The 25468-nt window shown below is 73.2% G+C and carries 22 protein-coding genes; 21 read left to right on the forward strand and 1 reads right to left on the reverse strand.

Annotated features, from left to right (window positions below):
• Positions 1-44 precede the first annotated feature (44 nt).
• From AB0J42_RS09755 to AB0J42_RS09840, 18 genes are all read left to right on the forward strand, one after another.
• Positions 45-821, forward strand: a complete 777-nt coding sequence (locus AB0J42_RS09755; RefSeq protein WP_364290847.1) for a histidine kinase dimerization/phosphoacceptor domain-containing protein — start codon at positions 45-47, stop codon at positions 819-821.
• A 154-nt stretch (positions 822-975) separates the two neighbouring features.
• Complete coding sequence (locus AB0J42_RS09760; protein ID WP_364290849.1) at positions 976-1302, forward strand: hypothetical protein; 327 nt, start codon at positions 976-978, stop codon at positions 1300-1302.
• An 81-nt stretch (positions 1303-1383) separates the two neighbouring features.
• Positions 1384-1680 (forward strand): hypothetical protein, encoded by a 297-nt coding sequence (locus AB0J42_RS09765; RefSeq protein ID WP_364290851.1) that lies wholly within the window; start codon positions 1384-1386, stop codon positions 1678-1680.
• 15 nt (positions 1681-1695) lie between these two features.
• Entirely contained in the window at positions 1696-2862 is a 1167-nt protein-coding gene (locus AB0J42_RS09770) for a serine hydrolase domain-containing protein (protein ID WP_364290853.1), read from the forward strand.
• Positions 2863-2896: 34 nt separating this feature from the next.
• On the forward strand, positions 2897-3202 hold the full coding sequence (locus tag AB0J42_RS09775; RefSeq protein ID WP_364290855.1) for a hypothetical protein: 306 nt from the start codon (positions 2897-2899) through the stop codon (positions 3200-3202).
• Positions 3199-3921, forward strand: coding sequence for a biotin/lipoyl-containing protein (locus tag AB0J42_RS09780; protein WP_364290857.1), 723 nt, complete (start codon positions 3199-3201; stop codon positions 3919-3921). Before AB0J42_RS09775 ends, AB0J42_RS09780 begins: the two co-directional genes overlap by 4 nt.
• On the forward strand, positions 3914-6079 hold the full coding sequence (locus tag AB0J42_RS09785; RefSeq protein WP_364290859.1) for a cysteine peptidase family C39 domain-containing protein: 2166 nt from the start codon (positions 3914-3916) through the stop codon (positions 6077-6079). The genes AB0J42_RS09780 and AB0J42_RS09785 overlap by 8 nt, the downstream gene beginning before the upstream one ends.
• Complete coding sequence (locus AB0J42_RS09790) at positions 6076-8622, forward strand: ATP-binding cassette domain-containing protein (RefSeq protein WP_364290861.1); 2547 nt, start codon at positions 6076-6078, stop codon at positions 8620-8622. Before AB0J42_RS09785 ends, AB0J42_RS09790 begins: the two co-directional genes overlap by 4 nt.
• Before the next feature lies 1 nt (position 8623).
• Entirely contained in the window at positions 8624-11785 is a 3162-nt protein-coding gene (gene lanM / locus AB0J42_RS09795) for a type 2 lanthipeptide synthetase LanM (protein WP_364290863.1), read from the forward strand.
• A gap of 14 nt (positions 11786-11799) precedes the next feature.
• Positions 11800-14043 carry a TOMM precursor leader peptide-binding protein gene (locus tag AB0J42_RS09800; protein WP_364290865.1) on the forward strand — a complete coding sequence of 748 codons (2244 nt, stop codon included), beginning with the start codon at positions 11800-11802 and terminating at the stop codon, positions 14041-14043.
• Positions 14040-15407, forward strand: coding sequence for a SagB family peptide dehydrogenase (locus tag AB0J42_RS09805; RefSeq protein WP_364290867.1), 1368 nt, complete (start codon positions 14040-14042; stop codon positions 15405-15407). The genes AB0J42_RS09800 and AB0J42_RS09805 overlap by 4 nt, the downstream gene beginning before the upstream one ends.
• 230 nt (positions 15408-15637) lie before the next feature.
• Entirely contained in the window at positions 15638-15946 is a 309-nt protein-coding gene (locus tag AB0J42_RS09810; protein WP_364290869.1) for a hypothetical protein, read from the forward strand.
• Complete coding sequence (locus tag AB0J42_RS09815) at positions 15919-16920, forward strand: ABC transporter ATP-binding protein (RefSeq protein ID WP_364290871.1); 1002 nt, start codon at positions 15919-15921, stop codon at positions 16918-16920. The genes AB0J42_RS09810 and AB0J42_RS09815 overlap by 28 nt, the downstream gene beginning before the upstream one ends.
• Complete coding sequence (locus AB0J42_RS09820) at positions 16917-17720, forward strand: ABC transporter permease (RefSeq protein WP_364290873.1); 804 nt, start codon at positions 16917-16919, stop codon at positions 17718-17720. The genes AB0J42_RS09815 and AB0J42_RS09820 overlap by 4 nt, the downstream gene beginning before the upstream one ends.
• Positions 17699-18868, forward strand: coding sequence for a histidine kinase (locus AB0J42_RS09825; RefSeq protein WP_364290875.1), 1170 nt, complete (start codon positions 17699-17701; stop codon positions 18866-18868). The genes AB0J42_RS09820 and AB0J42_RS09825 overlap by 22 nt, the downstream gene beginning before the upstream one ends.
• The gene (locus tag AB0J42_RS09830; RefSeq protein WP_364290877.1) at positions 18865-19503 is read left to right on the forward strand and encodes a response regulator transcription factor; all 639 of its coding nucleotides are present in this window, start codon (positions 18865-18867) and stop codon (positions 19501-19503) included. The genes AB0J42_RS09825 and AB0J42_RS09830 overlap by 4 nt, the downstream gene beginning before the upstream one ends.
• Before the next feature lie 64 nt (positions 19504-19567).
• The gene (locus AB0J42_RS09835) at positions 19568-20761 is read left to right on the forward strand and encodes a histidine kinase (RefSeq protein WP_364290879.1); all 1194 of its coding nucleotides are present in this window, start codon (positions 19568-19570) and stop codon (positions 20759-20761) included.
• Entirely contained in the window at positions 20739-21344 is a 606-nt protein-coding gene (locus tag AB0J42_RS09840; protein WP_364290881.1) for a response regulator transcription factor, read from the forward strand. Before AB0J42_RS09835 ends, AB0J42_RS09840 begins: the two co-directional genes overlap by 23 nt.
• A 27-nt stretch (positions 21345-21371) precedes the next feature.
• Here AB0J42_RS09840 and AB0J42_RS09845 read toward each other — a convergent pair whose 3' ends face one another.
• Complete coding sequence (locus AB0J42_RS09845; protein ID WP_364290883.1) at positions 21372-22019, reverse strand: acyltransferase; 648 nt, start codon at positions 22017-22019, stop codon at positions 21372-21374.
• 107 nt (positions 22020-22126) lie between these two features.
• On the opposite strand from AB0J42_RS09845, the gene AB0J42_RS09850 reads away from it, so the two are divergent.
• Genes AB0J42_RS09850 through xerD form a run of 3 tightly spaced genes read left to right on the forward strand, consistent with a single transcriptional unit; the run spans position 22127 to position 25316 of the window.
• Complete coding sequence (locus AB0J42_RS09850; RefSeq protein ID WP_364290885.1) at positions 22127-23788, forward strand: CTP synthase; 1662 nt, start codon at positions 22127-22129, stop codon at positions 23786-23788.
• Complete coding sequence (locus AB0J42_RS09855) at positions 23785-24393, forward strand: NUDIX hydrolase (RefSeq protein WP_364290887.1); 609 nt, start codon at positions 23785-23787, stop codon at positions 24391-24393. The genes AB0J42_RS09850 and AB0J42_RS09855 overlap by 4 nt, the downstream gene beginning before the upstream one ends.
• Entirely contained in the window at positions 24390-25316 is a 927-nt protein-coding gene (gene xerD / locus AB0J42_RS09860) for a site-specific tyrosine recombinase XerD (protein ID WP_364290889.1), read from the forward strand. The genes AB0J42_RS09855 and xerD overlap by 4 nt, the downstream gene beginning before the upstream one ends.
• Positions 25317-25468 lie beyond the last annotated feature (152 nt).

The raw sequence follows: 25468 nt of genomic DNA on the forward strand, positions 1-25468 counted from the left end.
TCAGGGGAGACGACTTCTGACGGTTCGAAGAGAGGCGAAACGTCGTGACCGGCGTTCCCGGCGAGCACCACACGCCTGCGGCCATGCCCTGGGAACTGCGGGTGAGCCGCGCCGCCGTCGCGATGCTGGCGGTGGCCTTCTTCCTGCGCCCCCTGGTGGAGCTGGCCTCCTCCGGGCCGGTGCTCCTCCGGGTCGCCGGCGTCGTGCTCGGCGTGCTGGTGCTGGTGCTGTACATCACCGTGGCGGTGACCGGTCTGCCGCCCGGCCGGCGGCTGTGGGCGCTGGCCGCGATGACCCTGCTGGCGTACCCGCCGCTGGCCTTCCTCGGACCGTGGTGGACAGCGGTGATCTTCCTCGCCGCGATGGCCCTGACCGTGCTGCCGCTGCCGTACTCCGTCCTCGGCTTCGGGCTGGTGATCCTCGGGGAGGTGCCCACCGGCCTGGCCTTCGGCGACAGCCTCCCCGAAGCCCTCTACTCGGCGCTGCGGGTGGCCATGCCGGCGCTGCTGCTGTACTGCCTGGCCCGCTTCGCGATGACGGCCAAGGAGATGTACGACACCCGGGCCATGCTCATGGCGGCCGAGGTGGAGCGGGAACGCGAGCGCGTCGCGGCCGAGCTGCACGCGGTGCTCGGCGAGCGGCTGGCGGAGCTGCGCAGGCAGGGCGAGCGGGCGCAGGCGAAGCTGGAGGGCGACGGCTGCGACCCGCGTGCCGAGCTCGGCCGGATGCTGCTGCTCGCCCGCGACGCCCAGCAGGAGATGCGCGCGTTCGCCCATCGGGAGCAGCAGCTGCACTCGGGCAAGAGAGCCTTCCCGAAGTGACGATCATCATGAGATGTCAGTGTTAGTCATCTCTAGTGACAAAAGGCGCGAAAGGGAATTCTGAGAGCCACAGGGCAGCGAGCAGTCCAGATGCCCGCTGCCACTCCCGTCGGGTCCCGGCCAAGGAGCGCCGGGACGGAAGGAGAGTGGCCCGATGGCCGAAAGCCTTTACATTCTCGGTGACGAGGACCGCAGGAAGTTCGCCCGGCTGATCGCGGCCGCGTGGGCGGACGAGGACGTCAAGAACCGCTACGAGCGCGAGCCGCGCGTCATGCTGGAGGAGTACGGGATCGCCTACCCGCAGGGCGTGGCCACGCCGCCGCTCCCGCCCAAGCCGGTGGGCGAGTTCAGCGTCGAGGAGCTGGAGACCGCCGCGGGCGGCACCCTCGGCTCGGCCAGCTCGGTGAGCACGGTCGGGTCCGTGTCCGGTACGGCGGGCTCCGCCTTCACCGCGTCGAGCGCCGGCAGCTCGGGCGGCTGACACCGCGTCACCCGGGGCGTGACCGCGAGCCGGTCACGCCCCGGGGCAACCGACCCCCACTGCGCCCCCCGAGGTGACCTCATGCCGCAATCGCCCGAGCCCTCACCGGAGGCCCGCAAGGCGTTCGCCCGCTTCGTGGCGCGAGCCTGGACCGACGAGGAGGTCAGGCACGCCTACGGGCGGGACCCGCGCCTGGCCCTGGCCCAGGCCGGTGTGGACTGGCCGGAGACGCTGCCGACGCCCGAGCTTCCCGCCCGCCCCGACAAGTCCCTGGACCTGGAGAGTCTCGAATCCTCAGCCGGCGGCGCCCTCGGCACGATCGGCACCGTCAGCTGCCCGACCGGATGCTTCTCCAGCGGTCAGGCCCAATCCCGCTAGCCGCCAAGGACACCGATGAAGCCTCGCATCCTCCTCACGGTCCTCCTCGCGCTGGCCTGCGTGCTGGCCGGCGCGCCCGCCGCGGCGGCGGGCCCGAAACGGCACCGCCTGCCGCCGCCGCCCTCCCGGCAGACCCTGCAGAACATCCTGGAGGAGATCACCAGGAACGGCACCCCCGGCGTTCTCGTCCAGATACACGACGAACGCGGCACCTGGTCGAGCGCGGCCGGGGTGGGGAACGTCGAGACCGGCGCCCCGATGCGCGCCCACGACAAGTTCCGGATCGGCAGCCTCACCAAGGCGTTCGTGTCGACCGTGATCATGCAGCTGGTCCAGGAACGCCGGCTGCGGCTCGACGACACGGTGCAGCGGCACCTGCCCGGTCTGCTGCCCGGCCACGAGCCGGTGACGATCAGACAGCTGCTCAACCACACCAGCGGCATCTACAACTACCTCGACGACCCGGTGATCTGGGACGACTACCTCAACCTGCGGTATCGCACCTGGCAGCCGCGTGAGCTGGTGGACATGGCCACCGGCCACGGCCCGCTCTTCTCACCGGGCACGGACTGGTACTACTCCAACACCAACTACGTCATCGCCGGGCTGATCATCGAGAAGATCACCCGCAGGCCGGTGGAGCTGGAGGTGCACCGGCGGCTGATCCATCCGCTCAGGCTCCGGCACACCGACTTCCCCAAGACCGACCCGAAGATCCACGGTCCGCACCCGCTGGGCTACTTCGGCGTGGGGGTGGACGGCCCGTACACCGAGGCGACGGAGATGAACCCGTCCAGGATGTACGCGGCGGGCGCCATGATCTCCACCGCGGCGGACCTGAACACGTTCTGGAAGGCGCTGCTCGGCGGCCGCCTGCTCCGCCCCGACCTGCTGCGCGAGATGCAGAAGACCGTGCCCGCCCTCGGCGGCGGCTACGGCCTGGGCGTGAGCGTGTTCGAGCCGTGCGGGTTCCCGCTGTGGGGCCACAACGGCCGCATGCCCGGGTACGGCGTGCGCCTGCTGCACACCGCCGACGGCAAGCGGCAGGTGACCGTGGCGTTCAACGTGCAGACCTACAGCGAGACCCTGCTCCCGCTCCTGGACAAGCTGCTGCTGGCCGAGTTCTGCGGCGAGTCGTTCGCGGGGGTGGTGGGCAGTCCAGATGCCCACCACCCCCGGTGAAACAGCATCTCATATCGCGATGTGGAGGTTCGTGATGGCGACTGATCTCATCCCGCGGCCGGCCCTGGCGGACGTGGCCTGGCGCCGGCGGTTCGGCGAGCTGACGGCGCGGTCCTGGTGCGACGACGACCTGCGCGACCGTTACGAACGAGACCCGCACACCGTGCTCGCCGAGTTCGGCGTGCACCTGCCTCTCGGCGTCCCCGTGCCGCCCATTCCCGAACTGGCGGACGACCTCGTCGTCGAGCGGCTCAAGGGCGGCGGCGCCCCCGCCCGGCCGTGCGCGTGCAGCCTGACCCTGCCGTGCTTCGCCAGTCCGCAGGCGGACGAGCTGTCATGACCCAGCCGGTGGTGGAAACCCCGGGCGGAGAGCGGATCGACCGGCTCGTCTCCACCATCAGAGCCCGAGCCTGGGTCGCCGTCCTGGCCCTCGCCCTCGCGGTGGGGGCCGGGGCCGCCTGGGCGGCCGGAAGCGAAGTGCGCAGCGTGGTCCGGGCCGGCGGCGTCGTGGTGGCGGGCGACGGCCCCGTCGCCGTGCCCGCGCCGGGCACGGGCAGCCTCGCCGGAACGTTCGTCCGGCAGGGTGAGCGGGTGTCCGCGGGCAGCCCGCTGGCGGAGCTGGCGGACGCGGACGGGACCCGCACGATCGTGCGCAGCACGGTGAGCGGGTTCGTCGCCAGGATCGCCGTGCCCGGCACCCACCTGCGGGCCGGCGCGACGGTGGCGGCCGTCGACCCGGCGAGCGGCCCGCCGCGGGCTCTGCTCCTGGTGCCCCCGGAGCAGGCCGCCGCGCTCGCCCCCGGCCAGCCCGCCCGCGTCGCCGTGCCCGGCGGCCTGGCGACCGGCCGGGTCAGCGAGGTCGGCGCCTTCCCCGTCACCGCGGAAGATCTCCGCCACCGGTTCGGCGACACGCCCGCCGCCGGCGGGCCGCGGCACCTGGTGACCGTGGAACTGGCCGGCACCCGCGACCGCGTCGGGCCGGCTCCCGCGCAGGCCGAGATCACCGTCGCGGTCACCCGGCCGATCGAGGCCCTGCTGCCGGGGGACGGCCATGCCTGAGGTCATCGCCCGGCGGCGTCCGGTGCGCACGCAGCGCAGGCCGCAGATGGAGGACGCCGACTGCGGCCCCGCGTGCCTGGCCATCATCCTGGCCCACCACGGCCTGCGCGTGCCCGTGAACGAGATCAGGGAGCGCTGCGGCGTCGGCAGGGACGGGCTGTCCGGCACCGGCCTCAAGATCGCCGCCGACCTGTACGGCGTCGAGATCCGCGCCTGGCGCGTGACCGCCGCCGAGGCGGCCGGCCTGCCCGTGCCCTCGATGGTCTTCGTCGACGCGCGGCACTACGTCGTACTCGAAGGAGTACGCCGCGGCTGGGTCTACCTCAACGACCCCGCCGTCGGCCGGGTGCGCCTGAGCAAGGCGGACTTCGCCCGCCGGTTCAGCGGCATCGCGCTGGTGATCAGCCCCGGCGAGAACTTCGCGCCGGGCGGGCCGCGCTTCCCCCTCGCCAGGTCGATGGCGGCCAAGGCACGGCCGTACGTGTCCACGCTGCTGGCCATCGCCGCCATCGCCGCGCTGCTGGCCGTGCCGCCCGCGATCACCGCGCTGCTGACCAGACTCCTGCTCGGCCGGGTGATCGGTTTGGGCGACACCGCCTGGACCGCCCCCGTCCTGCTCGGCCTCCTGGCCTGCGCGGTCTTCGCCCTGGCGGGCGCGTGGGCGCAGCAGCGGCTGCTGGCCGCCGTGCAGAGCGCCATGGCCGCCGACTACTCCGGCCGCTACATGTGGCACCTGCTCCGGATGCCGGGCGACTACTTCCACCGAAGACAGACCGGCGGCCTGGTGACCAGGATCTCCTTCGGCGCCGGCCTGGCCCTGCTGCTGTCGGACCGGGCGGCCACGGCCGTCGCGGCCCTGCTGGCGATGGGTGTCCACTCGGTGATCCTGTTCGGCTTCCATCCGTACTTCGCCGCGCTCGCGGGCGTGCTGGTCGCGGTCAACCTGGTCGCCATGCGCGCGGTCAGCCGGCGCAGCGCGCCGCACCAGCAGCAGCTCATCTTCGACGAGCACCGCCGCGACAGCATGGCGTTCAACGGCGTGTCCATGGCCGAGTCGCTCAAGGCCGACGGCGCGGAGGGCTGGTTCTTCGCCAAGTGGGCCGGCCTGCAGGCCAGGGCGCTGCAGGCCACGCAGGACCTGGCCACGGCCACCCAGTCGCTGCTGGTGGTGCCCGCCGCCCTCGGCACGCTGGCGGGGGCCGCGACGGTCATCTGCGGGGCCGCGCTCATGGCGGCGGGAGAGGTGGGACTGGAGACCGTCATCGCCGCCCAGCTGCTCGTCAGCGCCTTCCTCGTGCCCGTCTCCTCACTGGTGGGGCTGGGGGCGGAGGCGCAGATCGCGGTCGCGCAGACCGGCATGCTCGACGACGCGCTCTCGGCGGAACCCGACCCCCGCCACCGCCACCTGCCCGAGGCCGGGACGGAGCTCACCCGCCTGCGCGGCAGGGTGGAGTTCGACGACGTCAGCTTCGGCTACGACCGGCAGTACGGACCGGTCGTCAGCTCGCTGTCGTTCGTCGCGGAGCCGGGGCAGCGGATCGCCGTCGTCGGGCGTACCGGCAGCGGCAAGTCCACCGTGGCCCGGTTGCTCACCGGCGCCGTGCGGCCCTGGTCGGGCCGGATCCTCCTGGACGGCGTGCCCCGCGAGGAGCTGCCGCGCGAACTGCTCACCACCTCCATCGGCTACGTCGAGCAGCACCTGCAGGTGTTCGAGGGGTCGGTGGCCGACAACCTGACCCTGTGGGATCCCACCGTGCCCGCCTACCGGCTGCACCGCGCCCTGCGCGACGCCCACGTGGCCGACGTCGTGCACCGGCGCGGCGGGCTGGAGGGCGGCTGGATCCAGGAGCGCGGCCGCAACCTGTCCGGCGGCGAACGCCAGCGCCTGGAGATCGCCCGTGCCCTGGCCCTGTCCCCTTCCGTGCTGGTGCTCGACGAGGCGACCAGCGCGCTCGACGCCGAGACCGAGGCGCTCGTCGACGCCGAGCTGAGCGCCAGAGGGTGCACCTGCGTGGTGATCGCGCATCGGCTCAGCACCGTGCGCGACAGCGACCTGATCCTCGTCCTGGACGCCGGGCGCGTGGTGGAGCGCGGCACCCACGCCGAGCTCCTGGCGCTCGGCGGTCACTACCGGGCCCTGGTCGAGGAGGCCTCATGACGGGGACGCGGGAGAGCACCGGCTACCCGGTCGGCGAGATCGAGCTGATCGACCCCTACGCCTGCTGGCACGTCGTCAGCGGCGCCGTCGACGTGCTGCTCCGCGCGGAGGGCGGGCGCGGCGGCGGCCTTCGCGTGGTGCGCGTGCAGGCCGGCCAGACTCTGTACGGTTTCGCGGCCACGGACCTGCCCGAGGGCTACACGGTCAAGGCCGAGCCGGTGCGGGAGGCGTCCGTGCGGCGGGTCCGGGGCAACCCCGCCGCGCTGTCGGACTGGTCGCGGCGGATGGGCGGCCGGGGCGGCGCCGATGTGCGAGACCTGCGCCCGGTCCACCGCCGGCGGCTGCACGACGTCCTGATCCTGGCCGAGGCCGAGGAGGCCGACCGGGACAACTGGCGCGCCGCCCGGTCGGCGGCCACCCGCGAGACCTTCCGGCAGGCCTGCGCCGACCTCGGCGTCGCTGCGGGGGCCGCGCCCGCGCCCGATCTGCCCCGGACCCGGCACGAGCACGCCGCGGAGGTGCTGCGCGTCATCGGTGAGCAGGACGGGTTCGACGTCCCCGAAACCGCCGCCGGTCCGGGCGACCCGCTGACGGCCGCGCTGGACGCGGCCCGGGCCAGGCACCGGCACGTCCGGCTGGAGCCCGGCTGGTGGCGCACGGCCACCGTGCCGCTCATCGGTTTCCTGCGCGACGGCGGCCGTCCCGTCGCCCTGCTGCCCCGTCGCGGCGGCTACCGCCTCGTCGACCCCTCCGACCCCGGCCAGGACGTCGCCCGCCTCGACGCGGCCACCGCCGCCCGCCTGGAGGAGCGGGCCTGGCAGGTCTATCCGCCGCTCGGCACCGCCCCCGGCTCGCCCCTCGCGCTCCTGGCCTACGGCCTGCGCGGCGCCACGGGCGAGCTGCTCGGGCTGCTCGCCGCCGGGGCCGGGGCCGCGCTCCTCGGCCTGGCCGTGCCCCTGCTCACCTTCAGCCTGCTGTCGGCCTCGCTCGACCCCGGCGGCACGGCCACCGCGGTCTGGACGGCCGCTCTCATCCTCACTGCGGTCGTCTCCGGCACGCTCCTGCTGTCGGTGCGCAACGCCCTGCTGGTACGGGTGCAGGGCCGGTTGCAGGAGCGGCTGGAACCCGCGGTCTGGAGCCACCTGCTCGCCCTGGACGTGCGCTTCCTCACCGGCTACAGCACCGGGGAACTGGTCCAGCGCGCCAACGCGGTGGCCGACATGCGCAAAGGGCTGGCCGAGGCCGCAGTGAACTCGCTGCTCGGCGGCCTGTTCTCCGCCCTGAGCATGCTGGTGCTGCTGGTCGTGGACTGGCGGCTGGCCCTGGCCGCCCTGGGCGCGGCGGCGGTCCTGCTCTTCCTGCTCGGCCTGTGCGCGGTCCGGCAGCAGCGCCACGAACTGGTCATGCACGAGCAGTACGGCAAGGTCTACGCGCTGCTCTACTCCAGCCTCACCGCCATCGACAAGATCCACGTGGCGGGCCGGGAGGCGCAGCTGTTCGGCCTGTGGTCCCGGCTGTTCGCCACCCAGCAGCGGGCCGAGTCGGCCGCCCGCCGCGAACGCGCCACGGCCACGGCGCTCGGCGCCGCCGCCCAGCCCCTGCTGCTGCTGGTCGTGGCCGGAGCCGGCGTGGCGGCCCAGGTGCCCGCGGCCGGGTTCGTCGTCGCCGCGGTGGCGATCGGCCAGTTCGTGCTGGCGCTCGGTCAGATGAACCGGGCGGTGGAGTCGGTCTTCGCGCTGCTGCCCCGGTACGAACGGCTCAAGCCGCTCCTGCGGCGGCCTCCCGAGACGCCCCCCGGCGCCAAGGACCCCGGTGTCCTCACCGGGCTCGTCCAGCTCCGCTCCGTCTCCTTCGCCTACCCCGGCACCGCCGCGCGGATACTCGACGACGTCACCATGACGTTCCGGCCCGGCGAGTTCGTCGCCGTGGCCGGGCCGTCGGGGGCCGGCAAGTCCACGATCGTCCGGCTGCTGCTCGGCTTCGACTCCCCGCGCACCGGCCAGGTGCTGTACGGCGGCGGCGACCTGCGCGACCTGGACCTGCGCCGGGTGCGCGCCCAGGTGGGCGTGGTCATGCAGCAGGCGCGGGTGCTGCGCGGCACCCTGCTGGAGAACATCGTGGGCGACCTGCCCGGCGCCACCGAGGAGGACGCCTGGCGCGCGGCCCGGCTGGCGGACCTGGACCAGGACATCGCCCGGCTGCCGATGGGCATGCAGACGATGGTCGCCGAGGACAACGCGACGTTCTCGGGCGGCCAGCTGCAGCGCCTGCTCATCGCCAGGGCGCTGGTGAAGCGCCCGCGCGTGCTCATCCTCGACGAGGCGACCAGCGCGCTGGACAACGTCACCCAGGCCGTCGTCAGCAAGCGCATCGCCGAGCTCGACATCACCCGCGTCGTCATCGCGCACCGGCTCAGCACGATCCGGTCGGCCGATCGGATCTACCTCCTCGACCAGGGCAAGGTGGCGGCCGGCGGCACCTTCGACGAGCTGATGGCCGGCAGCGAGACGTTCGCCCGCATGGTCCGCCGACAGGAGATCTGAGATGACCGAGGTGTTGCACGAGTACGCCGACCCCGGGACGGACCGTCTGCTGGCCGTGCCCGGTGGTGACCAGCGCCTGATCGCGGTGCTCGCGAGCGCCGCGCCGTTCTCGGAACGGGTCTCCGGCGAGTTCTTCACACCGGTGGCCACGCGCAACCCGCGCCAGGCGTCCGAGCGCACCGCCCGCTGGCTCAAGGCGGCGGTCGGCGACGACGAGCTCGCCAGGCGGGCCCTGTTCCAGCACCGGCGCCGGTCGGGCAGGGACCTCGGCGCGGGCCTGGTCGACGTGCGGGTGACCGACCCCGGCAGGCTGCCGGAATGGGCCTACGCCCTGGTGGACTTCCTGCTCGCCCAGCCGCCGACGGCCGCCGCCGACCCGGCCGCGGGCCGGCCGGGGGCGCCGTTCGTGGCCTTCCGCAGGGCCGTGAACCGGCTCGTGGACTTCAAGGACGGCCACGTGCGCGGGGTGCCCATCACCGCCGAGGCCCGCGAGGACATCGCCGGCCAGCTCATCGAACGCCTCACCCAGGTGTGCTACGCCGGGTTCGCCTTCGAGGCGCAGATGTCCGGGGCCAGCAACGACGCCGCCGGGTGGCTGCGCACCCCGGGTTTCGACGTCAGCCAGGCCGGCTGGCTGGACCGGCTGGAGACCCTGCCGGGCCTGGCGTACGTGATGGGCATGGCGTGCCTGCAGTGGCGGCGCGTGGTGCACGAGCTGTTCACCCGGCTCGACGCGGACCTGCCCGAACTGCGCAGGGCCCTGTGGGGCTGGGCCGACCCCGGCCCCGTGACGGGCTACTCGGGCGACTCCGGCGACCTGCACAACCACGGCAGGGTGGTCACGCTGCTGACGTTCGCCTCCGGGGAACGGGTCGTCTACAAGCCCAAGGACCTGAGCTCGGCGGCCGGGCTGATGGACGTCTGCACCCTGCTGAACAACCATGGGCTGCCCCTGGACCTGCACGTCCGGCAGGTGATCCGGTGTGACGGCTACGGGTGGGAGGAGTACGTCACCGCGGGCCCCTGCGACGAGGAGGGGGCCCGCCGCTACTACATCCGCCTGGGCATGCTGGCCAGGCTCGCCCAGTTCCTGGAGTGCCGCGACCTGTGGGCGGACAACCTCGTCGCGGTGGGGGAGCGGCCCGCCTTCATCGACCTGGAGAACGTGCTGCAGGCCCGCATCAACAAGCCCGCCCTCATCGGCGAGCGGATCAAGAGCCTGTGGGAGCGGGTGGAGGAGACCGTGGCCAAGACCGCCGTCGTCTCCTTCCCCCGGGTGATCGCCGCGGGCGTGCAGGCGCAGGACATCGGCTGCCTGGCCCCGCTGCAGGAGCAGGTCGCGGTGAACTCGCACGGGTTCCCGCCGGGATGGGAGGCCCCACCGTACCGGCCGAACCTCGAGGACGGCGGGCTGGCCGACCCCCGGCACTACCCGGAGGAGGTCGCCGCCGGCTACCGCATGATGCAGGACTGCCTGGAGCGCAACCGCGACCTGCTCGCCGACCCCAGGGGGCCGCTGGTGCTGCTGCGGGACGCGCCGGTCCGCTACATCTGGCGCAGTACGTGGGACTGCGTGGAACTGCTGGCCCGCAGCCTCACCCCGGCGTCCCTCGTCGACGGGGTGGCCAGGGAGATCTGCCTGGCCCACCTGTTCCGCAGCGCCAGGGAGACGCTGCGCGAGGACTCCGGCAGATCCGACGTCCTGGAGATCATCGAGCAGGAGATCGACGCGTTCCGGCGGATGGACGTGCCGCTGTTCGTCGCCCGGCCCCGGTCGGACTCGGTCTTCACCCCCGGCGGGGTGGAGATCCCCGGCCATTTCGCGGGCACGGCCTGGGAGCGGCTGAGGGACCGGATCGCCGGGCTGGCCGCGTTCCCCGTCGAGGAGCATCTGGCCGTGCTGCACACCTGCCTCGACTTCGTGGGCGCCGACCCGCCGGCGGTCGCCGCGCCCCCTCGGGACCGCCCGCCGCGCACGCTGCCCGAGTACGGCCTGCGCGCCTTCGCCGAGTCCGGCGCCGAGCGGGGGCCGTCGGCCGAGACGCTCCTGGCCCGGGCGAACGAGATCGCCGAGGCGCTGCTGGCGGCGGCGGTCCCGATCGACGGCCCGGCGGGCGAGCGCAGCGGCTGGCTCGGCGTGGTCAGCTACCCCGCGCACGGCCTGGACCAGGTGGAGCCGCTCCAGGGCGACCTGCTGACCGGCACCGCGGGCCTGGCCGTCTTTCTCGCCGAGCTGTACGCGGGCACCGGCGCCCCCAGCCACTGGACGGCGGCGCAGGACGCGCTCGACGCCACGGTCGAGTTCGTCACGCTGTCGGCGCAGTCGGCCTTCTTCCGGCGGATGTCCGGGGGCATCGTCCCCGTCGGCGCGTTCGTCGGCGTCGGATCGGCGATCTACGCGCTGAGCCGGTGCGGCGGCGCGCTGGCCGATGCCGAGCTGATCCGGCGCGCCGCCGAGCTCGTGCCGCAGGCCGCCTCCCTGCTGGACGGGCCCACCACGGCCGAGCCGGTGTTCGGCCGGGCGGGGCTGCTGCTGGCGCTGCACAAGCTGCGCCAGGTGGCCGGGCAGCCCGTCCCCGCCGCCGACGAACTGGCCGGGCGCCTGCACGCGGAGCTCATGGCGGAGCTGGGGCGATCGCCCATGCGCGAGCCGTACCCGCCGGGCCTGCGCGCGCTCGACGGGCTGCCCACGGGCGCCGACGGCCTGGCATGGGCGCTGGCCAGCAGCGCGGACGCGCTCAACCAGGCCGACGAGTACGCGGAGGTCCTGGCCGGGCACCGGTTCGGGCTCGGCACCCCCGGCTCGCTGCTGGCCGCCGTCGCGACCGGCCACCTGCTCACCGGGGACGTGCCCGCCGAGGTGCGCGAGCGCGTGGCCCGCCGGTGCGCGCCGGAGGACCGGCGCTCGTGCGAGCGGCTCGTCGTGGACGCCGAACTCGCCCTGCACACCGGCCGGCTCACCGGTGACGCCGAACTGGCCGCGGCCGCCCGCCACCTGACCGCCGAGCTGGTGGAGCGCAGGGAGCGGACGGGACGCTGGTTCGCCGACCGGCGGCGCGCGGACCGGCTCACCCTCTCGGCCGTCAACGGGCTGGCGGCGGCCGGGCTCACCCTGCTCAGACTCGCCGATGACCAGGTGGACTCGCTCCGCCTCGTGCACTGACGAAAGGAGTTGGCATGGACGTCCGGCCGAGCTTCCGCCGGCACCACCGCGTGGAGGTCGTTGACGGAGAAGGCGTCTATTTGGTGTCCGAGCGTGACCTGCACGTTCTCACCGGCCGTACGGTGCAGGCGATCGCCGGTCTGCTCGACGGCAAGCACACCACGGAGGAGATCCTGGCCGCCGTCGAGCCGGAGATCCCGCCCGAGCAGGTCTACTACGTCCTGCACCGGTTACGGGAGCAGGGCTTCGTGGTCGACGTCACCGAGGAGGTCGAGCCCCGTGCCGCCGCCTACTGGGAGATGGCGGGCCACTCGGCCGACCAGGCGGCGACCGGCATCGCCGGCGCCTGCGTGGAGGTGCTCGCGGTGGGCGACGTCCCCCGGCAGGAGCTGGCGGGGCTGCTGGCCGAGGAGGGCGTGCGCGTGAGCGACGAGGCCGCGCCCGACACGCGGCTGACGGTCGTGCTGACCGACGACTACATCCGGCGGGAACTCGCCGACATCAACCGCCGGCACCTGGCCGATGGCCGGCCGTGGCTGCTGGCCAGGGCCGGCGGGCCGGTGCTGTGGATCGGGCCGATCTTCCAGCCGGGGACCGGAGGCTGCTGGCGCTGCCTGTCCCAGCGGCTGGAGGGGCACCGCCAGGGGCTCATGTACCTGGAGGACCGGCTGCACAGCCCCCGGCCGCTGCCGATGCCCTCGGCCGAGCTGCCGCTCACGCGCGGCGCCGGGCTCCGCCTGATCGCCGCCGAGACGCTCAAATGGCTCGCGGGCGTACGCAACGACCAGCAGCGCGACGTGATCACCCTGGACACGCAGCTGCTCGGCGCCACCCGGCACGAGCTGCGGCCCAGGGCGCAGTGCCCGGAGTGCGGCGACCCGTCCCTCATGGCCGCCCAGGCCCGCCGGCCCGTGGAGACGGTCTCCCGGCCCAAGCTGTTCACCGCCGACGGCGGGCACCGCTCCCGGCATCCGGAGGAGACCGCCGAGCGCTACGCCCACCTGGTCAGCCCGGTCACCGGAGTGGTGCGCGAGCTGATCAAACAGGACACCGGCACGCCCTTCATCAAGACGTACATGGCCGGCCACAACTTCTCCCGCCAGGTGCACGACCTGCGCGAGCTGCGGACCGGGCTGCGCAGCCAGAGCTGCGGCAAGGGCATGACCGACCTGCAGGCCAAGGTGAGCGCGATGTGCGAGGCCGTCGAGCGGTACTCGGGCATCTTCCAGGGGGACGAGGCCAGGATCCGGGCCAGCTACCGCGCTCTCGGCGACGACGCCGTGCACCCCAACGCCTGCGCGCTCTACAGCGAGGCCCAGTTCAGGGACCGCCCGCACGAGAGGACGTCGACCTACACCTACGTCAACGACCCGCTGGACGAGGACGCGGTCATCGAGTGGACCCCCGTGTGGTCGCTGACCGAGCGGCGGCACAAGTACCTGCCCACCGGATACCTGTACTACTACTACCCGCGCGTGCAGGGGCAGATCTACGCCTGGTCCGACTCCAACGGCAACGCCGCGGGCTCCTCCCTGGAGGACGCCATCGTGCAGGGCGCCATGGAGCTGTTCGAACGCGACGCGGTGGCCGTGTGGTGGTACAACCGGCTGCGCCGGCCCGCCTTCGACCTGGACGCCTTCCGCGACCCGTGGATCGACGAGTTCCGCGAGGTGTACGCGGGCCTGGACCGCGAGGTGCACGTCCTGGACCTCACCAACGACCTGGGCGTCCCGGTGGCCGCCGCGATCAGCCGCCGGACGACGGGCCCTGCCGAGGACATCCTCATGGCCTTCGGCGCCCACTTCGACCCGCGCATCGCTGTCCAGCGCGCCCTGGCCGAGATGAACCAGTTCATCCCGGCCGTCATCCAGGTCACCGAGAAGGGCACCCGGTACCGGTACCCCGACGGCGAGCAGCTGCGCTGGTGGAAGACCGCCCGGATCGAGGACCACCCCTACCTGACCCCGTCGGGCCCGCCCGTGGAACCCGGACACCACCGCCGGCCCGCCACCGCCGACCTGCTCGACGACATCGCGATGGCCCGCCAGGTGATCGAGGGCGAGGGCATGGAGATGCTGGTCCTCGACCAGACCAGGCCCGACATCGGCCTGCCCGTGGTGAAGGTCGTCGCGCCCGGCCTCCGCCATTTCTGGCGGCGCCTGGCCCCCGGCCGCCTCTACGACGTGCCCGTCCGGCTCGGCTGGCTGGCCGAGCCCACACCGGAGGAGCAGATGAACCCCATCACGATGTTCCTGTGACCGCCGTGCCGGTCGCCGGGGCCGTCGCGCTCCGCCCCGACACGGACGTACGCCTCCAGGACGACGCGACCGTCATCACCCTCCCCTACCGGCGGATCGCCCTGCGCGGGCTCGGCCCGCGCGTCACCGACCTGCTCGCCGGGCTGCGCGACCGGCCCGCCACCGTCGACGCGCTCGCCGACCGGCTGGCCGAGGGCGGCGGGTCGAGCACCGAGATCGCCACCCTGTACCTGGCGCTGGACCGGCTGGGCGACGTCCTGGTGCACGTGCTCGACCCGATCCTGCGGGTCGTGCCGGTGGCGCGGGATGCGGCGTTCGCCGCCGCCGACCCGGCGCCCGGCGACCTCGTGCGCCTGTCCAGGTTCGCTCTCGTCCGGCGGCACGGCTCCCGGCTGGTGCTGGAGTCCCCGCTGGCCAGGCATCGGGTGGAGCTGGGCGCCGACGCGCTGCCGCTGCTCGCCGCCCTGGCGGCGCCGGTGGCGGCCAAGGAGGCCCTGGACGGCCTGCCGGCCGAGGTGCTCGGCCACCTGGTGGGCGCCGGGATGGCGGAGGTGGCCGCGGACGGCGCCTTCCCCGAGGACGCCGAGCCTGTCCTGCGCATGTGGGACTTCCACGACCTGCTCTTCCACAGCAGGAGCCGGCTCGGGAGGTTCGACGGGGAGTTCGGCGCGACCTTCCGCTTCCGGGACGAACTGCCGCCGGAGCCGGTGACCAAGCCGCTGCCACCGGGCCCGTCGGTGGCCCTGTACCGCCCGGGGAAACTGGAGGACGGCCCGCCGCTCGGCGCGGTGCTGGAGGCGCGGCGGTCGGTGCGCGAGCACCGCCGGCCGCCCACCGCGGACCAGCTCGGCGAGCTGCTCTACCGGTCCGCCCGGGTCAAGAACCTGCTGGCCGCGAACGAGGCCATGCCGTACGAGGCGAGCGCGCGGCCCTACCCCGGCGGCGGCGCCGCCTACGAGCTGGAGCTCTACCCCGTCGTACGGCGCTGCGACGGCCTGGATCCGGGCGTCTACCAGTACGACCCGGTCGGCCACCGGCTGATCGGGCTGGCCCACCGGCCCGAGGACGCCGAGGCCGCGCTGGCCGGGGCCTACCAGGCCACCGGCGGCGCGGTCCGGCCGGATGTGCTGATCACCGTCACGGCCAGGTTCCAGCGGGTGTCGTGGAAGTACGCCGGCATGGCGTACGCGACGATCCTCAAGGACGTGGGCGTGCTCTACCAGACCTTCTATCTGGTGGCCACCGCGATGGGCCTGGCGCCGTGCGGGCTCGGCAGCGGTGACGCGGACCTGTCCGCCCGGCTGCTGGGGCTGGACTGGGCCGAGGAGTCCTCGGTCGGCGAGTTCCTCATCGGTTGCCCGTGATGACTGTCATGTCAGGAATCCGTCAAACGCATCTGTTCGAGGGCGGCCGGATGCGCGACCGTACAGGAAGACCGGACGGACGCGGCCGGCGCCACGCCGGACCCGTGATGTTCGTCATGGGCCGCACGTGTCATTTGCCTCTGGCCGGTCGAGGCAGGTGACGAGATCGTGGCAGGAGACGGGAGCCGGGGCGCCCGCTCGTGCCCCGGCAACCCGGAAGGAGCGGCTGCATGGCCGAGAGCGTCTACATCCTCGGCGACGAGGACCGCAAGAAGCTTGCGCGGCTGATAGCCGCCGCGTGGGCCGACGAAAGGGTCAGGACCCGCTACGAGCGCGAGCCGCGGCCGATGCTGGCCGAGTTCGGCATCGCCTACCCGGAGGGGGTGCCCACCCCGCCCCTGCCGGACAAGCCGGAGGGCGAGTTCGACGTGGAGGACCTGGAGTCCGCCGCGGGCGGCTCGCTCGGCTCGGCCAGCTCGGTGAGTTCAGTGGGCGGCAGCGCCTTCACGGCGTGGACGGTGGGGTCCAGCGGAGGCTGACCAGGAAGGCGGCGGGTCACCGGCCCGCCGCCTTCTCCGAGGACGGGAGACTGAGCATGGGCGAGACGGTGATCGAGGTCGCCGGGCTGCGCAAACGATACGGCGACCTGGTCGCGGTGGACGGCATCTCCTTCGAGGTACGCCGGGGGGAGGTGTTCGCGCTGCTCGGCACCAACGGCGCGGGCAAGACCACCACGATCGAGATCATGGAGGGCTACCTCAAGCCCTCCGGCGGCACCGTCAGGATCTTCGGGCACGACCCGTCCGACCGGCGGGCGCTGCGGTCCAGGACCGGCCTGGTGCTCCAGGAGTCCGGGCTGTTCGGCGAGCTGACCGCGGCGGAGACCGTCGACGCCTGGCGGCGGTTCACCTCCGGCGCCCGCCCCACCGCGGAGGCGCTGGACCTGGTCGGCCTGTCCGGGCAGGCCGGGACCAGGGTCAAGCACATGTCCGGCGGCGAGCGGCGCAAGCTCGACATCACGCTGGCCGTCCTGGGCCGCCCCGAGCTCCTCTTCCTGGACGAGCCCACCACCGGCCTGGACCCCGAGGCCCGCCGCCGCGTCCGGCAACTGGTCAGCCGCCTGGCGGAGGAGGGCACCACGGTGCTGCTCACCACCCACTACCTGGAGGAGGCCCAGGAGCTGGCGGCCCGGGTGGCCATCATGGACAAGGGCCGGATCATGACCTACGGGACGATGGCCGAGGTGCTTGGCCGCGGTGCGGGACGGGTCGCGTTCGAACTGCCCGAGGGCGCCACCCTGGCCGGCCTCGACCTCGGCGAGGGACACACGCCGGCCATGACCGGGCGGCGCTGTGTGATCGTCACCGCGGAGCCGGAGGCCGTCGCCCACGCGGTGCTCGGCTGGGCCGGCGCCGCCGGCATCCGCATCAGCGGGCTGGACGTCCGCCAGGCCACGCTGGAGGAGGTCTTCCTCGACATCGCCGAGGGCGACCGGAAGGTGGCGCCGAAATGATCGCTTACACGCTCGCCCAGTTCCGGCTCAGCCAGAAGATCTTCTGGCGGACGCCGGTGATGGTCGCCATGGGGTTCGGCTTCCCGCTGCTCGTCGGCGGCCTGTTCCCGCTGATCATGCCCGACGGGGCGTGGGGCGGGGCGACCCTGAGCGCCTACCTCGTCACCGGCGTGCTCGTGCTCGCGCTCGGCATGCTCGCGTTCATGAACCTCCTGGAGGTCCTGGTCCAGCGCAGGCAGCAGCTGATACTCAAGCGCCTGCGCGGCACCGAACTGCCCGATCTGGCCATCTTCGCGGGTGAGATCCTCTGCGTGATCGTCGTCGTCATCGCCCAGATCGCGCTGCTGATCGCGCTGGCCTGGGCCGTGCACGGCATCGCCCTGCCCGCCAACCCCGCCCTGCTCCTGGCCACGGTGATCGCCGGGACGGCGGTGTTCGCCGCGCTCGCCGTGGCGGTGAGCGGGCGCATCCCCGGACAGGGGATGACGATCTTCGTGGGGCTGCCCTTCCTCTTCCTGACCATCGGGCTGTCCGGCCTGGCCTACCCGATCTCCCAGCTGCCCGGCTGGGTCCAGGCCCCGCTGTCGTACCTGCCCTTCATCCCGATCGCCGACGGGATCCGCACCGCCTACCTCGGCAAGGACTTCGTGCACCAGCAAGGCTCGGCGGTGCCCCCGGACATCGGCGTGCTGGAGGGTTTCCAGGTGATGTGGCAGGGCTGGATCGTGCTGGCCGTGTGGCTGGTCGTCGCCCTGTGGGCCGCGAAGAGGTGGTTCAAGTGGGAGCCTCGGCGAGGCTGATCGGGGTGGGGCCCCGCACGCTCCGGATCGCGCGGCTCACCGCGGGCGGTTTCGCGGTCGGCATGGCCGTCTTCGTGGCCGTCCCCGTCGCCGAGGCGTTCCGGGCGTTCTCTCCCGGCCGGGCCGCCGCCGCGCTGATCCTGCTGACCGGCCTCACCGCCTGCTACCTGTGGCTGGTCGTGTCCGCGGTGGCCGACCGGCCCGCGAAGGCCGATCTGCCGGTGCTCAGCACCATGACCGGCCTGTCGGTCGCCGCCCCCTTCGTGGCCGGTCCGACGTGGTGGAGCATCGGCTTCATGCTGCCGGCGGCCTTCGCCCTGACTCTGCGGGGGTGGCGGGCCGCGGCGGGCTTCGCCGCGGCGCTCGCCGGCGGAGCCGCGCTCGCCTGGCTCGGCGGCGGGCGCTGGGTGGGATACGGCGCGGTGCAGAACCTCCTCACGGCCGGCGCGCTGGTGGGCATGGTGCTCTTCGCCGCGCTGCTGCGGGAGCTGCACAGGACCAGGGAAGAGCTGGCCGCGCTGGCGGTCACGGAGGAGCGGCTCAGGTTCGCCAGGGAACTGCACGACGTGCTCGGGCACAACCTGTCGGTCATCGCGATGAAGACCGAGCTGGCCATGCGGATCTCCGCCGGTCAGCGGGAGCGCCTGCAGGCCGAGCTCGCCGACATCCACGACGCCGCCCGCCGCTCGCTGCGCGACGTGCGGGCGGTCGTCAAAGGCTACCGGGAGATGTCGCTGGAGCGGGAGATCGGCGGGGTGCGGCGGGTGCTGCAGACCGCGGGAGTCCGCTGCGAGTTCGAACCGCTGCCCGCCCACCTGGACCGCGAGATCAGAGTGGCGCTCGCCTGGGCCCTGCGGGAGGGGGCCACGAACATCCTGCGGCACAGCCGGGCGACCGTCTGCCGGCTGGCCGTCGAGGAGGACGAGGAACACGGCCGCATCGAGATCCGCCTGTCCAACGACGGCGCCGGCGCCGGAGAGGGCGACACCGACGGCAGCGGCCTGGCCGGGGTGCAGGAACGGCTGGCCCAGGTGGGCGGGACCAGCACCCGGCAGACCACGCAGGACGACTGGTTCCACCTTGTCCTGGACGTTCCCCGCGGGACGGCGGCGGCGTCGCCCGTCCCCTCATCACCGGAGAGAACATGATCGATGTGCTGATCGCCGAGGACCACGACCTCATCAGGGGCGCGCTGATCGCCCTGATGTCCGAGGAGCCCGACATCCGCGTGGTCCGGGAGGTGGACAGGGGTGACGACATCCTGCCCGCCGTGGTCGAGTCCCGGCCCGACGTGGCGCTGCTGGACATCGGGCTGCCCGGCATCGACGGGCTGGAGGCCGCCGACCGGCTCAGCCGGCTCGACGCGCCTCCGCCGGTGCTGATCCTCACCAGCGTCGGCACCCAGGGCAACTTCGAGCGCGCGATGGCGGCCGGAGTGCGCGGGTTCCTGGTCAAGGACGCCCCCGCCCACCGGCTGACCGACGCGATCCGCGCCGTCGCCAGGGGAGAGCGGGTCATCGACCTGAATCTGGCCGACGACCTGCTCGAACCGGAGGTGGACACCAACCCGCTGACGCCCCGGGAGGCCAGCGTGCTCGCGGCCCTGGCGGCGGGGGAGGGGATCCACCAGCTCAGCCGGCGCCTCGGGCTGTCCGCCCACACCGTGCGCAACTACCTGGCCGCCGCCCGGGTGAAGACCGGCGGCCGGACCGACGAGGAGGCGGTACGGGTCGCGGCGGTCAACGGCTGGCTGGCCGGCGGAACGGCGCTCACCAGCAGTTGATCACGGATTCGGCGCCTGTCACGATGGAGGCCGGGCGTGGGGTGCCGACACACGGGGATCACCGATGATGGGGACGAACGCGATCGCGGACGCGGTGAGCGGTCTGTTACACGACATCCGCCGGGCCGGCCGGCAGGCCGGCATCGCCATCGCCGGGGTGGCGCTGCCGTGGGCGGCGCTGCCGGTCGCCGCCCTCCTGCTCCGCGCCTCCGTCATCGAGGCGCTGGTCCTCACCGTGCTCCTGTCGGCCCTGCTCGTGGTCTACGCCGCGGCGGCGGCCCGCTACGTCGCCGGGGCCGGGCGACGCCCCGGCGGCCCCCTCAGGGTCGCGCTGGCCGCCGCGGCCGTCTACGCGGCGGCGGTGGCCTTCGGCGACTTCCTCCTCTACCTCCCCGGCGTCGTCGCCGTGCTGGCCCTGCTGAGCCTGCCGGCCGGGGCCGCCTGGACCGTGGTCGCCGGGGTCTCACTGGCCGAGATCCCCCTGGTCCTGCTCATCGATCCGGACCCCGGGGGCGCGATGGGCGTCACCGCCGCGCTGAGCCTGCCGGTGTCGGCCGTGCTCCAGTTCGGCGTGCTGCGGTACGTACGACTCGAACGCGAGCTGCGGGCGGTGCGCGCCCGGCTGTCCGAGGCGGCCGTCGACCACGACCGGATGCGCGTCGCGCGGGAGCTGCACGACCTGCTGGGGCAGACGCTGACCGCCATCATCCTCAAGACCGAGCTGGCCGCCGCCCTGGTGGACGCCGACCGCCGGCAGGCCGCGCAGGAGCTGCGGGAGGCGTGCGCCTTCATCGACGAGGCGAGCGAGGAGGTGAAGGCGGTGGTGCGCGGCCGCCGCACCCTCGACGTCGGCGCCGAGGTGTCCTCGGCGGTGTCCCTCCTGGAACTGTCGGGGGCCGGCTGCGTCGTCCGGGTCCGCCTCGACGAGGTGGACGCCGAGGTCGGCAACGTCGCGGGCTGGGTCGTCCGCGAGGCCACCACCAACATCATCAAGCACAGCGCCGCGACCAGCTGCGTGATCGAGCTGGAGGAGGTCGCGGGCCGTGTCGTGCTGCTCATCTGGAACGACGGCGTCCCCCCGGGCCGGGAACTCGTCTGGGGGTCCGGCCTGAGAGGGCTCAGCAGGCGAGTGGCGAGGATGCGAGGAGAACTGGCCGTCGGCAGGGAGGGCGCCGACGGGTTCGCCGTGCGGGTGGACATGCCCGCCGTCCCCGAGCTGGAAAGGGCCACAGCAGGTGATTCGCGTACTGCTGGCTGAAGACCACGGCGTGGTGCGCGGCGCCCTGGTCGCGCTGCTCAACCTCACCGACGACATCGAGGTGGTCGCGGAGACCGGCCGCGGCGACCGCGTGCTCGCCCAGGCCCTGGCCGCCCGGCCGGACGTCGCCGTGATCGACATCGAGATGCCGCACCTGGACGGCATCGCCGCCACCGAGCGCCTCGTGACGGCGTTACCCGAGTGCCGGGTGCTCATCCTCACCGGCCTCGCCCAGACCGGCCGGCTGCAGCAGGCGCTGGAGGCGGGCGCCACCGGCTTCCTCATGAAGGGCGCGCCGACGGAGCGGCTGGCCGAGAGCATCCGCAGGGTGGCCGCCGGCGAGCAGGTCATCGACGGATCGGCGGCCGTCGCCGCGATGCGCGCCGCGGCCAGCCCGCTCACCCAGCGCGAGACCGACGTGCTCGTGGCGATCGGCTCCGGCGCCACCACCAGTGAGATCGCCGAGCGGCTGCACCTGTCGGCGGCCACGGTGCGCAACTACATCTCCAGCCTGCTCAGCAAGACGGGGGCGCGCAACCGTACCGACGCCGTGCGGATCGCCTCGGAGTCCGGCTGGATCTGATCGGAGCGCGTCCACTGACGGTCCGGGTCAGGAAGCCCTCAGCGACGCGACGTCCGGGTCGTGCCAGCCTAATTCGGCGTCGTACGTACGGACCAGCCTGGCCGGGACCCCCGCCACCACGCTGTGGTCGGGGAACTCGCCGCGCACCACCGCGCCGCCCGCCACCACGCACTGCCGGCCCAGCCGGGTGCCCGGCAGCACGATCGCGCCCGCGCCCAGCCACGAGCCCGAGCCGATCGAGACCGGGTTGTTGCGCGGCCACTGCCGGCCGATCGGCACGTCCGGGTCGTCGTAGACGTGGTTCTGGTCGGTGATGTAGACGTACGGGCCGGTGAACACGTGGTCGCCGATGTCGATCGACTGGTGGGCGACCACGTGCGTGCCCCGGCCGATCGAGCAGCTGCCGCCGATCCGCAGGATCGTGTCCGGGCCCAGGTCGGCGCCCGGCCACATGCCGCACGACAGCGACACGCGCTCGCCGATCAGCGTGTGGTCGCCGATCTCCATCCATTCCTCGCCGAAGATCGCCCCGGGCGGGAAAGCGATCTTGGCTCCCTCGCCCAGCCGGCGGAACCGGTGGCCTGAGGGCGTGCGCGGGGTGATCGCGCCGGCCTCCCGGACCGCCGCGTAGGCACGGTGGATCAGCGTGCCCAGAGCCCGCCGTACTAGTGACATAGGGCCCAAAGTTACCGGTTGGTCATACCGTTCGGGCATGTGAGGGACGCCGTTTGATATTCTGAGAGCCCGTGGACACTAGCCACACCTAGCCACGGGAGCCCTCCTTGCGCAGCGACACGCACACCAAGCATCTGTTCGTCACCGGGGGCGTCGCCTCCAGTCTCGGCAAGGGGCTCACCGCCTCCAGCCTCGGTCGCCTGCTCAAGGGCCGCGGTCTCCGGGTCACGATGCAGAAGCTCGACCCGTACCTCAACGTCGACCCCGGCACGATGAACCCGTTCCAGCACGGCGAGGTCTTCGTCACCGACGACGGCGCCGAGACCGACCTCGACGTCGGCCACTACGAACGCTTCCTCGACACCGACCTGCACGGCTCGGCCAACGTGACCACCGGCCAGGTCTACTCCCACGTCATCGCCAAAGAGCGGCGCGGCGAGTACCTCGGCGACACCGTCCAGGTGATCCCGCACATCACCAACGAGATCAAGGACCGCATCCGCGGCATGGCCGGCCCCGACGTCGACCTGGTCATCACCGAGGTGGGCGGCACCGTCGGCGACATCGAGTCGCTGCCGTTCCTGGAGGCCGTGCGGCAGATCCGCCACGAGGTCGGCCGCGACAACGTGTTCTTCCTGCACGTCTCCCTGCTGCCCTACATCGGCCCGTCCGGCGAGCTCAAGACCAAGCCCACCCAGCACAGCGTGGCCGCGCTGCGCAGCATCGGCATCCAGCCCGACGCCATCGTGCTCCGCTCCGACCGTCCCGTGCAGGTCGCGATCAAGCGCAAGATCAGCCTGATGTGCGACGTCGACGAGGACGCCGTGGTCAGCTGCGTCGACGCCGCCTCCATCTACGACATCCCCCGCGTGCTGCACACCGAGGGGCTCGACGCGTACGTGGTGCGCCGGCTCGGCCTGCCCTTCCGCGACGTCGACTGGAACGAGTGGGACCAGCTCCTGCGCCGCGTCCACCGCCCGGCCAACGAGGTCACCATCGCCCTGGTCGGCAAGTACATCGACCTGCCCGACGCCTACCTGTCGGTCACCGAGGCGCTGCGCGCCGGCGGGTTCGCCAACGACGCCCGCGTCAACATCCGCTGGGTCAAGAGCGACGACTGCGAGACCCCCGAGGGCGCCGAGCGCGAGCTCGACGGCGTCGACGGCGTGCTCATCCCCGGCGGCTTCGGCGTCCGCGGCATAGAGGGCAAGATCGGCGCCATCCGCCACGCCCGGGAGAACAAGATCCCGCTGCTCGGCATCTGCCTCGGCATGCAGGGCATGGTCATCGAGGCCGCCCGCAACCTCGCCGGGCTGGAGAACGCCAACTCCACCGAGTTCGACCCCGACACCAAGCACCCCGTCATCTCCACGATGGCCGACCAGAAGGACGTCGTCGCCGGCGAGCGCGACATGGGCGGCACCATGCGGCTCGGCAGCTACACCGCCAAGCTCCGCGAGGGCACCCTCGCCCGCCAGCTCTACGGCAAGGACAAGGCCGCCGAGCGCCACCGCCACCGCTACGAGGTCAACAACGCCTACCGCGAGCGGCTGGAGAAGGTCGGCCTGGTGTTCTCCGGCGTGTCGCCCGACGAGCGCCTGGTCGAATACACCGAGCTGCCCGCCGACGTCCACCCGTTCTTCATCGGCACCCAGGCCCACCCCGAGTTCCGGTCCCGGCCCACCCGCGCCAACCCGATGTTCAAGGGGCTCGTCGGCGCCGCCCTCGCCTACGCCGACAGCAGGGTGGCCGCTAAGGTGACCAAGTGATCCAAGACACGCCCGAGTCCTGGGAGGTCGTCGAGTCCAGGAAGCGGTTCGCGGGATACGTGATCGACGTCGTCACCGACACCGTCCGCATGCCCCGCGACGAGACCGCCGACCGCGACTACGTCCGCCACCCCGGCTCCGTCGGGGTGCTCGCCCTCGACGACGCCGGGCGGGTGCTGCTCATCCGGCAGTACCGCCACCCGACCCGCCACCTGCTGTGGGAGCTGCCCGCCGGGATCCGCGACGTGGAAGGCGAACCGCTGGTCGACGGCGCCGCCCGCGAGCTGGCCGAGGAGGCCGGCTACCGCGCCGCCACCTGGCACACCCTGGTCGACCTCTACACCTCGCCCGGCTGCTCCGACGAGCGCATCCGCGTCTTCCTCGCCCGCGACCTGGAGAAGATCCCCGACGAGGAGAACACCTTCGAGCACCGCCACGAGGAGATCGGCATGCCGGTCGAGTGGGTGCCGCTGGACGACGCCGTGCGCCGGGTGCTCGCGGGGATGATCCACAATTCCGCCGCCGTCGCCGGTATTCTCGCGGCGTACGCGGCCGCGGCCGGCGGGTTCGCCGGCCTGCGTCCCGCGGACGCCCCGGAGGCATGACGGAAAGGACCAATCCCGTGGAGGCGGTGCTGTCCAGCTACCTCGCCCACCTCGCGGTGGAGCGCGGCCTGGCCGCCAACACGCTCGCCTCCTACCGCCGCGACCTGCACCGCTACGCCGAGCACCTGCGCTCACGCGGGCGGGAGGAGCTCGGCGAGGTGGCCGAGTCCGACGTCCGGGCCTTCCTCGCCGCGCTCCGCGAGGGCGACGGCGAGCACCCCGCCCTCGTCGCCAGCTCGGCCGCCCGCGCCGTCTCCGCCGTGCGCGGCCTGCACCGCTTCGCGCTGCGCGAAGGCGTCACCGCCCACGACCCCGCCCACCAGGTGCGCCCGCCCCGTCAGCTGCGCCGGCTCCCCAAGGCCATCACCGTCGACGAGGTCGAACGCCTCATCGCCGCCTCCGGCCCCGACGGCGCGCCGCTCACCCTGCGCAACCGCGCCCTGCTGGAGGTCCTGTACGGCACCGGCGCCCGCATCTCCGAGGCCGTCGGCCTCGCCGTCGACGACCTGGAGGACGACCAGGTGCGGCTGCGCGGCAAGGGCGGCCGCAGCCGGGTCGTCCCGCTCGGCCGCTACGCCCGCGCCGCCCTCGACGCCTACCTCGTCCGGGCCAGGCCCGGCCTGCTGGCCCACGGCCGCGGCACCCCCGCCGTCTTCCTCAACGCCCGCGGCGGGCGGCTCACCCGCCAGGGCGCCTGGGAGGTCCTGCAGTCCGCCGCCGAACGGGCCGGACTCGCCGGGATCTCTCCCCACGTTCTGCGCCATTCGTTCGCAACCCACCTTCTCGACGGCGGCGCCGACGTTAGGGTGGTGCAGGAGCTGCTCGGCCACGCCTCCGTGACGACCACCCAGGTCTACACACTGGTCACGGTCGACAAGCTCCGAGAGGTGTACGCCGCGGCGCATCCCCGGGCCCGCCAGTGATCTATAGTCTTTTGGGTCGTGCGGCACTCCGGCGTGCCGCCTTGCCGCGTTAAGTGGTGACGCCATAGTGTCCGTCCGGACGGTCCGGTTCGGGATCGTCAGGGAGGTTCGAGCTGGTGACTGTGAAGACCAACGGTTCGACCCCGGGGAAC

Source organism: Nonomuraea sp. NPDC049649 (genome assembly GCF_040675175.1).
Lineage (GTDB): Bacteria > Actinomycetota > Actinomycetes > Streptosporangiales > Streptosporangiaceae > Nonomuraea.